The organism is Kribbella pittospori (genome assembly GCF_004331465.1).
Classification (GTDB): Bacteria; Actinomycetota; Actinomycetes; order Propionibacteriales; family Kribbellaceae; genus Kribbella; species Kribbella pittospori.
In genome coordinates this window covers 212,579-224,835 of record NZ_SJKB01000001.1, presented here as the reverse complement: position 1 = coordinate 224,835, position 12,257 = coordinate 212,579, and the positions used below count along the sequence as shown (strand labels likewise).

The following is a 12,257-nucleotide window of genomic DNA, read 5'->3' as shown; positions in this document are numbered from 1 at the left end:
GGGCCCGTCACTTGCTCGCCCACAGCAGCCCCCGCTCGACGATGGTCCGCACCTCGGGTACTTCGAGGTCGTCCAGCTTGTGGCCGACGGTGCAGACGAAGACCTTGCCCGCACCCCACGTCCGGGTCCAGACGGCCGGCATCACGGCACCCTCGATCCACGGGTAGTCCGGATGCGATTGGAAGGTCGTGGTGGCAAGGACGGTGTTGGTTGGGTCGTAGTGCACGTAGTACTGCTCGGTGTGGACGTCGAAGTGGGTGATGCCCTCGACGATCGGGTGGTCGGCGACCACGTCGACGCGATAGTCGGTGAAGCCGTGCGGGTGCGAGATGAACTGCCCGCCGGTGATGAAGCTGTAGTCGGCGTTGGCCCGGAACGAGTCGACGATGCCGCCGTGCCAGCCGGCGAACCCGGTGCCGCGGCGGAGCGCGGCCTCCAGGCCCTTGAAGTGGTCGGCGTCGATCTCGCTCATCGTGACGCACTGCAGCACCAGGTCGGTGCCGTCCAGGTCGAGGTAGCTCTCGGTGCTGTCCGAGACGGTCACCTCGTAACCGTTGCCTTCCAGGAACGGGATGAACAGCTCGGTCGCCTCGACCGGCGAGTGCCCTTCCCAGCCGCCCCGGACCACCAGTGCACGTCGTGTCGTCACGCCGACCGCCCTTCGAAAGTTTCGCCGCTGAGCTCGGAAAGATTGCGAGCCGCCACCGCGACCTTAAGCGCCGCCCGACCGGCCTTCAAGTCAGAATCCGCCCCCTGGATAGGGCTTGCTCGACGGGAGGTGCCGAGCAAGTAGGGTCGTTGGCATGAGTACGTGGGCCGAGGTCGGGGATCGCTGCTGGGTCCGCCGGTACGACGAATGGGACCTCAACGTCGGTGTGGTCGTCGGGGAACGAGGTGCGGTCCTGATCGACACCCGGGCCACCACCGAGCAGGCCGAGGAACTGCGCGAGCACCTCCGCGAACTGACCGACCAGCCGGTGCGCTGGGTCGTCAACACGCACGCGCACTTCGACCACGTCGTCGGGAACAGCGTCTTCGATCAGGCCGAGGTCCTCGCCCACGAGAACGCCGCGACCGCCGCCAAGCTGACGGCCCAGACCTTCGCGGTGGCGAAGGTGATCGATCTCGGCGACCGCAGGGTCGAGTTGCTGCATCTCGGCAACGCGCACACCGACGGCGACGTGGTGGTCGTCGTACCGGATGTGGATGTGTACTTCGTCGGCGATCTGATCGAGGAGTCGGCGCCACCGTCGTACGGCGAGGACTCGTTCCCGCTGGAGTGGCCGGACACGATCGACCGGGTGATCGGGCTGCTGTCCGGCACGTCGAAGGTCGTCCCGGGTCACGGCGCGGTCGTCGACGCCGAGTTCGTCCGCGACCAGGCCGGCGACCTGGGCACGGTCGCCAACACCATCTCGGGTCTCCACCACGGCGGCACCTCGCTGGAGCAGGCCCTCGCCCACACCGACGACTGGCCGTGGCCGCTGGAGAAACTCCAGGACGCGATCAAGCGCGGCTACGAGGCTCTGGGTACGCCGCGGCGACCGACGCTGCCCCTGCTCGGCCCCGGCTGATCGCAGAAAGCGCACGGGTCGGCGGTCAAGTTGTAGTTGTCCGTTGACACCGGGTCAGGTTTGCCGCACTTTGTTCCGAAGTGCGGTGCGAACCACGACCGGATGGGGTGGCACAAATGGCAACTCTTGCGACCGAACAGACCACTCATCCCGACGGCAGAGTCGAACTGGCCGATCCCGCGGTGCTCGCGGACAGCCCGTATGCCAACGCGGAGCTCGCGCCGACCCGATTGCCCGAGCGGCACTGGACGACGTACAACTATGCGGCGCTCTGGATGGGGATGGCGCACAACATCCCCAGCTACCTGCTGGCCGCGGGTCTGGTCGCGCTCGGGATGAACTGGCTGCAGGCGTTCATCACGATCACGCTCGGGAACCTGATCGTGCTGGTCCCGCTGCTGCTCAACAGTCACGCCGGGACGAAGTACGGCATCCCGTTCCCGGTCTTCGCCCGCGCGTTCTACGGCGTCCGCGGCGCGAACTTCCCGGCGTTGTTGCGCGCGTTCATCGCCTGCGGCTGGTTCGGCATCCAGACCTGGATCGGCGGCCAGGCGATCTTCGTGATCGTCGGCGAACTGTTCGGCAACGGCTGGACCGAGGCGTCCGCGGTCGGCGGGCACCCGTGGACGATATGGCTCAGCTTCGCGTTCTTCTGGGTGATCCAGATGGTGCTGATCTGGCGCGGCATCGAAGGGCTGCGCCGGTTCGAGAACTGGGCGGCGCCGCTCGTCACGGTCGCGTTCCTCGCGCTGATGGTGGCGATCCTGGTCAAGGCCGGCGGGTTCGGCCCGATCCTGTCGCAGCCGTCGAAGCTGGGCTGGGACTCCGACTTCTGGAAGATCTTCGCGCCGTCGCTGATGGGCATGATCGCGTTCTGGGCGACACTGAGCCTGAACATGCCGGACTTCACCCGGTTCGGCAAGGGCCAGCGCCAGCAGGTGATCGGCCAGATCATCGGTCTGCCGACGACGATGTCGTTCATCGCGCTGGTCTCGATCATCACCACGTCGGGCACAGTCCTGGTGTACGGCGAGGCGATCTGGGACCCGGTCGAGTTGACCCGCCGGTTCGAGAACCCGGTGGTCGTGACGATCGGTCTGGTGATGGCGATCCTGGCGACGATGTCGTGCAACGTGGCGGCCAATGTGGTCAGCCCGTCGTACGACTTCGCGAATGCGGTCCCACGCTGGTTGAACTTCCGGACCGCCGGCCTGGTCACCGGCGTGATCGGCATCGTGATCCAGCCGTGGCGGCTGATCTCCGACCCGTCGATCTACATCTTCGTCTGGCTGTCTTTCTACGGCGGCCTGCTCGCCTCGGTCGCCGGCGTACTGATCGCGGGGTATTGGCTGATCGACCGCACCAACCTGTACCTCGCCGACCTCTACCTGCCGCGCGGCCGCTACTGGTACTCCGCCGGCTGGAACTGGCGTGCCGTCGTCGCCACCGTTGTCGGCTCGGTCCTGGCCGTCGGAGGCGCGTACTCGAACCCCGGCGCCGGCCCGTTCCCGGAGGACGGTCTGATCCCGTTCCTCAAACCGCTCTACGACTACTCCTGGGCAGTCGGCCTGGTCGCCGGCTTCCTCACCTATCTACTCTTCACCGTCGCTTCCCCGTCCCGCCAGCCCACGACAACCCAAGCCGCTCCCACGTTCTAGCGCCACCCCCTCTGATGGGTTGACCCACCCGGTGGTGGGTTGGCTACCGCGAATACGGCTGGCCAACCCACCGTCTGATGGGTCAACCCATTAGACGGGAAGGGTGTGTGGTTGAGAGAGAAGAGAGGTGGGGGCACATACGGTTGGGCGGTGGCTGACAGGTATGGGAACGACGTACTGAGTGGGGACTGGCGCAAGCCCAAGAACGGGCGGACCGTCGAGGTCGAGATCGAGAAGGGCATGGTCGTCGAGGAGCCCACGTCGGGGTTCGTCGGTGCGATCGTGCGCTGGGAGCACGGCGTGGTCGATCTCGAGGACCGGTTCGGGAAGGTCCGGACGTACCCGCTCGGGCCTGGGTTCTGGCTGGACGGCAAACCGGTCAGCCTGAAGCCGCCGAAGAAGGCCGGCCCGGCGAAGAAGAGGACCGCGTCCGGTTCGGTTGCGGTGGACAACGTCCGGGCGAAGGTGGCCCGGGCCAGCCGGATCTACGTCGAGGGCCGGCACGACGCCGAACTGGTCGAGAAGGTCTGGGGCGACGACCTGCGGATCGAGGGCGTCGTGGTCGAGTACCTCGAAGGCGTCGACGACCTGCCCGGCATCGTCAACCGGTTCCAGCCTGGTCCGGGCCGGCGGCTCGGCGTCCTCGTAGACCATCTCGTCGAGGGGTCGAAGGAGTCGAAGATCGCGGCCCAGGTGACCAACCGGCATGTGCTGGTCGTCGGGCATCCGTTCATCGACATCTGGGAGGCGGTCAAGCCGTCGTCGGTCGGGATCAAGGCCTGGCCGCGGATCCCGCACGGGCAGGACTGGAAGAAGGGCGTGCTGCAGTCGTTCGGCTGGCCGGCCACCGACCAGGCTGACGTTGCCGCGGCCTGGAAACACATCCTGTCGAAGGTGACCAGCTTCGCCGATCTCGACCCGGCGCTGCTCGGCCGGGTCGAGGAGCTCATCGATTTCGTGACGCTGGACTGATCTCCGGCATCCGCCGTTCGACCCAGGCCTGGATCCGCCGCCGCGCGCGCCGGACGTACCAGGTCACGGCACCGAGTACGGCGGTCGCCGCCAGCACCACTCCGGCGAGCACGGCCGCGATGATCCGTACGGCGCTCTGCTCGACGAGCCCGGCAACGACCAGCAGCGCCACACCGAGCACGATGCCCACCACCGGCAACCACTGCTCGAAGACCAACGGGCGCTTGGCCGGCGTCACCTTGGCGCCGCGCACCAAACGGGTCCACACCGACTGCCGCGCCGGCTCGGTGAACCAGCGGGCGCACTGCAACAGCCACGAACCGGGCTTGTCCTTGCGGCCTGCCATCGCCTTGACCCAGTCGCCGACCTGCGGCCCGAGTCCACTGGACACGTCGACCATCCGGTCCGCGAGACCCTTCGTCGTCGCCCGGCCCTCGTCCGACTGGTTCAGTTCGTTGCGCATCGTGGTGAGCGCACCGAGACCGGCGCCCATCGGGAAGTCCTGGGCCAGCCGCTGGACGCGTTCCGCGACCGCCTCGACCCTCCAGTCCTCCGCCTTCAGGACCTGCCGTTGCGTCTCGCGGATCCAGTTCTCGTCGGCGCCGAGCATCGCGCCCAGGTGCGCGACACAGTGCAGCCGGCCCATCAGCCAGTCCCACCGCCGCCAGTCCGCCGCACCGAACGCGCCGAAGTGCCCGACCTGCGACCCGTAGAGGATGCGGTCCTTGAGGTTGTTGGCGATCGAGCCTTCCGGCTGGTCATCCAGCAGCGGCAGCGGGATGTCCGGCCCGAGCCGGAGGAACTGGAACGGCGCACTGCGCTGCTGCGGTGTCCGCGCCGACGTACAGCGCGACACGATCTCCACCTCGAGGGCGGTCTCGACGAGGTCCCGGCCGACGGCCGCGATCAGGTCGGCGAACGTGTCGCCGAGCGCCCGCTGGATCTGCAGATCGGTGAAGATGTCGTTCAGCCCGACCGCGACAGCCTCGGCGCCACCGGCCGGGCTCAGGTCGAGGTCGGCCGCGGTCAACTGCTCGGTGAGTGCGTCCCGCACAGCCTGCGTTTTCAGCAGAGCATCGCTGGCCGCCTTCAGCCGTCGCTCGAGCTCAGCCCGTTGCTCCCTCGGCGCCTCGCTGATCTGGTTGCGCAGCGAGCGCAGGATCAGCCGGACGACGCGTTCCGCCGCACCTGTCCCCCACAGCCAGCTGGGGTTGCCCTCGGCATCGTTCCGCAGCGGAGCCGTCGAGCCGTCCGGGTCGGGCACCCACGGGTGGTCGGTCCCGAGGATCTCGTCGACTTCCTCCTCGGACAGCGCGGTCGCCGCGTCGAGGACGGTCGACTGGTCGTGGCTCGCGACCGTCACCGCCTCCCAGACACCGCCGGCGGCGCGACCGCGCGAGTACGTCGGCTGCAGCGCCTTCGCCGCCGCCTGCAGCCGGTCCCGCTCGACTGATTGCTTCATACAACGATCGAACAGCCGCTGGGTGTCCGACCACGACGCGTCCGCCTCCAGCAGCAGCCGCTCCAGCTGCTCCACATCGGACCGGAAGTCGACCTCGCGCGGGAACTGTACGGCGGACAGTGCCGCCACCCGCCAGCTCGGCTCCTTCGCCTCCGGCAACGCCGTCGACGCACTCCCGATCCCGGCCGACGGTACGACGTACAACACGTAACGGCTGGCTCGTCCGGCGACCGGTCGCCTGGCCACCACGTCGAGCACCGGACCGAAGGGTGCGTTGTCCAGTACTCCGCCATCCACCAGCCAGGCACCCGACCCCGCGTTCGAGGGCTGCACGCGCGGCGGTGAGTCGGCCAGATTCGGAGTCTCGAGCACCGGGCCGAACGCAGCCGGGAACGACGCGGACGCACGGGCCGCGCGGGCCAGCAGTTTGGTGTCGTTCAGCCCGTTCTTGTCCGCAACCGAGAACGCCCGCTTCGATCCGTCGTACGTCGCCGCGTTCTCACTGGTGAAGGCGAACAGGTACCGATGGTCGGGTACGACGAAGCGCTGCCCGGCGGCGTCCTTCGCCTCGAACTGCTGGACGCCGAGCCCGGACGCGGTGACGAACAACGTGACCGGCTCCTCGGCCGCCGTCTCGCCCGCGTCGACGACGCCCTTGAGCAGACTGTCGAGCTCCTGCAGGAAGTACTTGCCGTCCAGCACCGAGGTCGACTTCTGGCCCGTCGACGGCACCAGCTTGCCGACCTCGAGGGAGCCGAGCCCGACCCACTTCTGCCGCAGCCAGGGTCCGTGCTCGCCGTCGGGGTCCAGGGTCGAGCCGTTCGAGATCGCTGTCGCCAGCAACGAACCGTTCAGCCCGCCGGCGCTCGTCCCCGCGATCACGTCGACGACCACGCGCCGGTTCTCCTCACCGCGCCGGCACAGCTCACGCCAGCGCTCCGCCAGGACCTCGTCGTACGGCTGTGGACCGGGCGCGCTGCTGGAACCGGACGCACGCCGGATCAGATCCAGCTCGTGGGTCACCCCACCCATCCAGACGGCCAGGCTGACCCCGCCGTTCAGGACCAGCGCGATCCGGATCTCGTGGTCGGTCATCGGTTCACCTTTCGCTCCGGGAAGGCGGTCCACGACCCGTTGTCGCGGGCACCACTGAGGGTCATCCTGTTGCTGGGGGTGATGGTCATGCGAAGACCGGCCATCGCGATCGCAGTGCTCGCGCTCGTGCTGGCGGGCTGTTCGGACACGTCGAGCGACGGCGGGTCAGGTGAGGGCGGCACACCGACCCAGGATGTCACCACGTCGGAGCAGACGGGCGAACCCTCGCCGGAACCGACCGATCCCGAGAGCACGCAGGATCCGGTGGACAAGCCGTCGGTCAAGATCGCGCAACTGCCGGTCGGCGGCGGCGCCGACGGCAACTGCAATTCGGTCAACTGGCTGGGTGGTGACGTGATCCGGCCCGGGACGACGATGAAGCTCGGCAGGCCCACGTTCGATCCCAAGCACATCTTCGAAGTGGACCAGTCGGCCTGTGGCGGCAAACGGTCGTGCGAGGGCCTGGAATGGACCGCGGACAGCCAGGACGCCTGCTCGGTCGGATTCAAGCAGGTCGGGACGCAGGGCACTGTCACGCTCAAGGTCCCGGCGGAGGTGACGTGTGCGACCCAGGACGACTGCGACGAGCTGAAGAAGAAGGAGGGCAGCCAGATCCAGCTGACGGCGGTGCCGCCGGAGACTCCCACTGAGGAGCCCGAGACGCCCACCGAGGAGCCCGAGACGCCCTCCGAGGAGCCCGACACGCCACCGGCCGAGTCGCCTGCTGAGACGCCCTCGGGTGAGTGACGGATGGCGGACGAGCGGTCGCAGGCCGAACGCTGGGTGAGTTTCGCGGCAGGTATCGTCACGCCGATCACCTTGGTCAGCGCGCTGCTGTTCTACTTCGGCTACGTGTCCGCACGATCGCAGTACGAGTACTTCGGCATCGACGTCGACACGATCGGCCTCAGTACGCAGGACTACGTGATGCGCAGTCCGCAGCCGTTGCTGGTCCCGCTGCTCGTGATCACCTTGCTCGCGGTCGCCGGACTGCTCCTGCACACCGCGATCCATCCGACCGAGCTCGGCGTACGGCGTGCCGCCCGAGTGGCTGCAGCCGTACTGCTCCTCGGCGTCCTCGGGCTGTTCGCCTACCCCCTTATCGGGCAGCTGCCGTTCTACGCGATGATCGTGCCTGGGGTGATCGGCCTGGCGTCGGCCGCGCTCGCGTACATCACCTATCTGCGCCGCCAGGTCGCGCCGAGGGCAGGCACCCAGCGGGTCCTGATGGCCTTGCTTGCGGTCGTCGTCGTGACGTGCGCGTTCTGGGCGACGGCAACCACCGCGCAGTACTCCGGGCGCGGGCTGGCCAAGTCCGACGCCGAACACCTGGACCGCTTCCCGGTGGTCATCCTCGACACCAAGGAGAAGCTCGCGCTGCGATCACCCGGCCTCGAGGAGACCACGCTGCGGGCCGGTGCCGGCCAGACCTTCAACTACCGCTACCGCGGGCTCCGGCTGCTCGTCGTCGGCGAGAACCGGCTCTTCCTGGTCCCGCGGCAGTGGAACGCGTCCAACACCACCTTCGTCATCCCGCTCGACAGCTCGATCCGGGTGCAGTTCCAGTTCCAGAACGATCCGCCGTAGCGGTCAGGCGGAGTCGCGGATGATCAGCTCGGTGTCGTAGATCTCGGGGCTGGTGAGCTTCGTGCCGCCGATCTTGGCGAGCAGGATCTCGGCCAGCCGGGCGCCCAGCTTCTCCACCGGCTGCCGCACGGTGGTCAGCCTCGGGGTGGTCGTGGTCGCGAGCACCGAGTCGTCGAACCCGACCACCGCGACGTCGTCCGGCACCCGGCGGCCGCGCTGCGACAGCACCCTCAGCGCCGCGGTCGCCATCAGGTCGGACGCGACGAACAGACCGTCCAGGTCGGGGTGCTCGTCGAGCAGCCGTATCGCTGCCTGCTCACCACCGTCGGCGGTGAAGTCCCCGAACGCGATGGCCTCAGGCAGCTTCGCTTCCTTCATCACGTCCTGGTAGCCGGTCAGCCGATCGAGGCCGGCCGTCATGTCCAGCGGACCGGTGATCGTCCCGAGCTTGCGGCGCCCGATCGACAGCAGGTGCTCCACGGCCGTCCGCGCGCCGGCCACGTTGTCCACGTCCACACTCGCCACCGGTACGTCGACACCGATCGGCCGGGCACTGAACACGATCGGCAGCGGCAACTGCGCCAGCTCCTGCAGCACGTTGTCGCGACCGTGGTGGCTGACGATGATCGCTCCGTCGACATGGCCGCCGCGCAGGTAGCGCAGCAGGCGCTGGTCGTCGGCCTCGGCCGGCTCGATCAGCAGCACCAGTTGAGACGACGTCGGCGCCAGCGTCCGGCTCACACCGCGCAGGATGCCGGCGAAGAACGGGTCGGAGAACACGCGACTGTCCGGCTCCGGTACGACGATCGCGACCGAGTCGGTCTTGCGCGTCACCAGCGCGCGGGCGGCGCGGTTCGGCACGTAGCCGAGTTCGCCGATCGCGCGCTCGACCGCGGCCACCGTGTCCGGCAGCACCTTCGGCGAGCCGTTCACCACCCGCGAGACCGTCGCCCGAGAGACGCCGGCGAGCGCCGCGACCTGCTCGAGCGTGGGAGAACCAGGGTGGTCCATCGGTCCTCCCCGCGTCGGTTGATGTGCCCTCACACCGTAGTACTTCGGCCAGGCGTTCGCGCGGCGCCGACGGCCGGGGTGTCAGCCACTCTTGCGGGTGTTCGCGGCCTTGTCGGCGAGGTCGAGCGCCTGCTTCCAGGCCGCGTCGGGAGGCTGCTTGCCTTCGTCGACCTTGGCCAGTGCCGCACTGAACACCTGGTTGATCTCACCATCGCGTGGTCCCTTGTGCTGCTTGAGGATCACGTTCTTCGCGCGGTTGACGAAGATCTGCCCGACCGGCGCGTTGTTGAAGTACGGATTCACCTGCGACTTGACCTGCGGATCGTCGTACGCGTCGATCGTCGACGGGAACGAGCCGACCTTCTTGAACACCTTGACCTGCTGCTCGGGCGCGGTCAGCCAAGCAGCCAGCCGGGCCGCTTCGACCGGCTGCGGCGACTGCTTCGGCACGGTCAGGTACGACCCGCCCCAGTTGCCGCCACCGCCGGGGAACACGTCGGCGACGTCCCACTTGCCCTTGCCGTAGCTGCCTGCGTTGGTCTGGATCACGCCGAGCAACCAGCCGGGGCACGCCATCGTCGCGAACTTGTCGGTGCGGAACGCCTTGTTCCACTGATCGCTCCAGGCCGGCAGCCCGGCGGACAGGCCGTCGGCGGTGCCCTTGACCACCTGGTCCCAGGTCTTCTTCAGCAGCGGGTTCTCCGCTCCGAGGAAGCGGTCCTGGTTGGAGTAGTAGGCCTGGATCAGCTGGTTGCGCATCGCCTCCCAGGTCAGTACGGCGGAGTCGTACCAGGCCGAGCCGGGCACCTTCTGCTTGAACTTCCGGCCGGTGGCGAAGTACGACGACCAGTCGGTGAACAACTTGGCGACCTGGGCCCGGTCGGTCGGCAGCCCGGCCTTCGCGAACAGGTCGCGGCGGTAGCAGATCGCCTCCGGACCGATGTCGGTGCCGTACCCGATGATCTTGCCGTCGGGCGTGGTCGCGCCGGCCACCTTCCAGTCCAGCCAGCGGTCCTTCAGATCGTTGGCGCCGTAGTCGCGCAGGTCGACGAATTCGTCGGCCTTGGCCAGGTAGTTGTAGATCCAGCTGACCTCCATCGCCTCGATGTCGGCCAGACCGGACCCGTTCGCCAGGTTGGTGTCCAGGTTCTTGATGTGCGCGTCGACGGTGGGCGCGCGGCGCTCGACGATCTTGATGTTCGGGTGCTGGGCCTCGTACTCGCGGTACAGGTCCTCGTAGCCGAACTCGTTGAACGTGGCGATGGTCAGTTCGATCTTCGGGCCGTCGTTGGCATTGTTGCCTGAGGCATCCGATCCCCCGGATCCACCGCAGGCGGTGGCGAGCAGGACGAACGAACAAGCACACAGCAGTGCGATGGGGCGGAGGCCGGCACCGTTTCTGGGCCGCATCAAAAGCTCCCTGGACTGGACGGAGTTGAGAGCGCTCTCGGATCGCGAAAGTGTGCTGAGTTTCGAGCGTCGCGACTGGATATGTCAAGCACTTCGTCGTCACGCTGCGAAACGAGACCGACCAGGTCAGTACATACTCCCGCGTGTCGTCACGCAGCGAACGCCATCGATCACCGACCGCTGACCACAGCGAGTGAGCGCCTGGCTCTTCATCACGTATATCGCTGGACCCACCGCCACGGAGCGGCTCGCGCTCCCTGCTCGGCTGACCTGTCTATGAGAGGAGGTCGCGGACCACGGCGTCGGCGAGCAGCCGGCCGCGTGAGGTCAGGACGAGGCGGTCGCCGTCTTGCGTGACGAGGTCGGGCATTCGGGCGGCGGCGGCTCTGCCCTCGTCGTCGAGGACCTCCAGCGGGAGGCCGGCCGACAGGCGGATCTCGAGCAGGACCCGTTCGACCCGACGCGTCTCGGCGTCGAGGGTTTCGCGCGCGTACGCCGGACTGTCGCCGGCGCCGAGGCGGTCGGCGTACGCGCTGGGGTGCTTGACGTTCCACCAGCGGACGCCGCCTGCGTGGCTGTGTGCGCCGGGACCGATCCCCCACCAGGTGTCGCCGCGCCAGTAGAGCTCGTTGTGGCGGCAGTGGGCGTCCTCGGTGCGGGCCCAGTTGGAGACCTCGTACCAGGTCAGGCCCTGGGCGGACAGCATCTCGTCGGCCAGCACGTACTTGTCGGCGAGGTCGTCGTCGTCCGGCATCGGCAGCTCGCCACGCCGGACCCGGCGGGCCAGTTGGGTCCCGTCCTCGACGATCAGCGCGTAGGCGCTCACGTGGTCGGGCTGCGCCGACAGCGCCGACTCGAGCGAGGCCCGCCAGTCGTCGAGCGACTCGCCGGGGGTGCCGTAGATCAGGTCGAGGTTGACGTGCTCGAACCCGGCCGCGGTCGCTTCCTTCACCGCGTCGAGCGCGCGGCCGGGTGTGTGCTGCCGGTCGAGGATCTTCAGCACGTGCGACGAGGCGCTCTGCATGCCGAAGCTGACCCGCGTGAACCCGGCCTCGAGCAGACCTTCGAGGTACGCCGGGTCGACCGACTCCGGGTTGGCCTCCGTCGTCACCTCGGCGTTCGGCGCCAGTCCGAACTCGTCGCGTACGGCGGCCAGCATCTTGCCGAGATCCTTCGCCGGCAGGAGGGTCGGCGTACCTCCCCCGAAGAACACCGTGTCGACCGGCCGGTCTACGTCGTTCAGCACCCGCCGCGCCATCCGGACCTCGCCGATCGCGGTGTCGGCGTACGACGCCTGGGACGCGCCGCCGCCGAGCTCCTTCGCGGTGTAGGTGTTGAAGTCGCAGTACCCGCAGCGGGACGCGCAGTACGGGACATGCAGGTAGAACCCGAGCGGCCGCGTGGCGGCCTCGCGAACTGCGGTTTCCGGCAGCGCCCCATCCCGGGGCGCAACCTCCCCCTCGGGCAATGTCGACGGCACCCACCCAT

10 protein-coding genes are annotated in these 12,257 nt (G+C 68.3%); 5 read left to right on the top strand and 5 right to left on the bottom strand.

The window, feature by feature from the left end; translation table 11 throughout:
• Nucleotides 1-7: 7 nt before the first annotated feature.
• Entirely contained in the window at nucleotides 8-649 is a 642-nt protein-coding gene (locus tag E0H73_RS01110; RefSeq protein ID WP_238163740.1) for a ThuA domain-containing protein, read from the bottom strand.
• 154 nt (nucleotides 650-803) lie between these two features.
• Here E0H73_RS01110 and E0H73_RS01105 point away from each other — a divergent pair, with 154 nt between their 5' ends.
• From E0H73_RS01105 to E0H73_RS01095, 3 genes are all read left to right on the top strand, one after another.
• The gene (locus E0H73_RS01105) at nucleotides 804-1,574 is read left to right on the top strand and encodes an MBL fold metallo-hydrolase (RefSeq protein WP_131350054.1); all 771 of its coding nucleotides are present in this window, start codon (nucleotides 804-806) and stop codon (nucleotides 1,572-1,574) included.
• 116 nt (nucleotides 1,575-1,690) lie between these two features.
• Complete coding sequence (locus E0H73_RS01100) at nucleotides 1,691-3,232, top strand: NCS1 family nucleobase:cation symporter-1 (protein WP_131350052.1); 1,542 nt, start codon at nucleotides 1,691-1,693, stop codon at nucleotides 3,230-3,232.
• Between the two features lie 150 nt (nucleotides 3,233-3,382).
• The gene (locus tag E0H73_RS01095) at nucleotides 3,383-4,204 is read left to right on the top strand and encodes a DUF3097 domain-containing protein (RefSeq protein WP_131350050.1); all 822 of its coding nucleotides are present in this window, start codon (nucleotides 3,383-3,385) and stop codon (nucleotides 4,202-4,204) included.
• Here E0H73_RS01095 and E0H73_RS01090 read toward each other — a convergent pair.
• A complete protein-coding gene (locus tag E0H73_RS01090) occupies nucleotides 4,179-6,761 on the bottom strand; it encodes a DUF3376 domain-containing protein (RefSeq protein ID WP_131350048.1) in 2,583 nt (860 codons plus the stop codon). The two genes, E0H73_RS01095 and E0H73_RS01090, sit on opposite strands and share 26 nt — an antisense overlap.
• A gap of 87 nt (nucleotides 6,762-6,848) precedes the next feature.
• Here E0H73_RS01090 and E0H73_RS01085 point away from each other — a divergent pair, with 87 nt between their 5' ends.
• Complete coding sequence (locus E0H73_RS01085; protein WP_131350046.1) at nucleotides 6,849-7,508, top strand: hypothetical protein; 660 nt, start codon at nucleotides 6,849-6,851, stop codon at nucleotides 7,506-7,508.
• A gap of 3 nt (nucleotides 7,509-7,511) precedes the next feature.
• The gene (locus E0H73_RS01080) at nucleotides 7,512-8,348 is read left to right on the top strand and encodes a hypothetical protein (RefSeq protein WP_131350044.1); all 837 of its coding nucleotides are present in this window, start codon (nucleotides 7,512-7,514) and stop codon (nucleotides 8,346-8,348) included.
• Nucleotides 8,349-8,351: 3 nt separating this feature from the next.
• Here E0H73_RS01080 and E0H73_RS01075 read toward each other — a convergent pair whose 3' ends face one another.
• From E0H73_RS01075 to hemW, 3 genes are all read right to left on the bottom strand, one after another.
• On the bottom strand, nucleotides 8,352-9,359 hold the full coding sequence (locus E0H73_RS01075; protein ID WP_131350042.1) for a LacI family DNA-binding transcriptional regulator: 1,008 nt from the start codon (nucleotides 9,357-9,359) through the stop codon (nucleotides 8,352-8,354).
• A gap of 81 nt (nucleotides 9,360-9,440) precedes the next feature.
• The gene (locus tag E0H73_RS01070; RefSeq protein ID WP_131350040.1) at nucleotides 9,441-10,769 is read right to left on the bottom strand and encodes an extracellular solute-binding protein; all 1,329 of its coding nucleotides are present in this window, start codon (nucleotides 10,767-10,769) and stop codon (nucleotides 9,441-9,443) included.
• Between the two features lie 274 nt (nucleotides 10,770-11,043).
• Complete coding sequence (gene hemW, locus E0H73_RS01065) at nucleotides 11,044-12,249, bottom strand: radical SAM family heme chaperone HemW (RefSeq protein WP_131350038.1); 1,206 nt, start codon at nucleotides 12,247-12,249, stop codon at nucleotides 11,044-11,046.
• Nucleotides 12,250-12,257: the final 8 nt, after the last annotated feature.

Excerpts from the sequence above, each read along its gene's own strand:
- E0H73_RS01105 (WP_131350054.1), top strand. The coding sequence starts at position 804 with ATGAGTACGTGGGCCGAGGTCGGGGATCGCTGCTGGGTCCGCCGGTAC.
- E0H73_RS01100 (WP_131350052.1), top strand. The coding sequence starts at position 1,691 with ATGGCAACTCTTGCGACCGAACAGACCACTCATCCCGACGGCAGAGTC.
- E0H73_RS01090 (WP_131350048.1), bottom strand. The coding sequence starts at position 6,761 with ATGACCGACCACGAGATCCGGATCGCGCTGGTCCTGAACGGCGGGGTC.
- E0H73_RS01085 (WP_131350046.1), top strand. The coding sequence starts at position 6,849 with ATGCGAAGACCGGCCATCGCGATCGCAGTGCTCGCGCTCGTGCTGGCG.
- E0H73_RS01080 (WP_131350044.1), top strand. The coding sequence starts at position 7,512 with ATGGCGGACGAGCGGTCGCAGGCCGAACGCTGGGTGAGTTTCGCGGCA.
- E0H73_RS01075 (WP_131350042.1), bottom strand. The coding sequence starts at position 9,359 with ATGGACCACCCTGGTTCTCCCACGCTCGAGCAGGTCGCGGCGCTCGCC.
- E0H73_RS01070 (WP_131350040.1), bottom strand. The coding sequence starts at position 10,769 with ATGCGGCCCAGAAACGGTGCCGGCCTCCGCCCCATCGCACTGCTGTGT.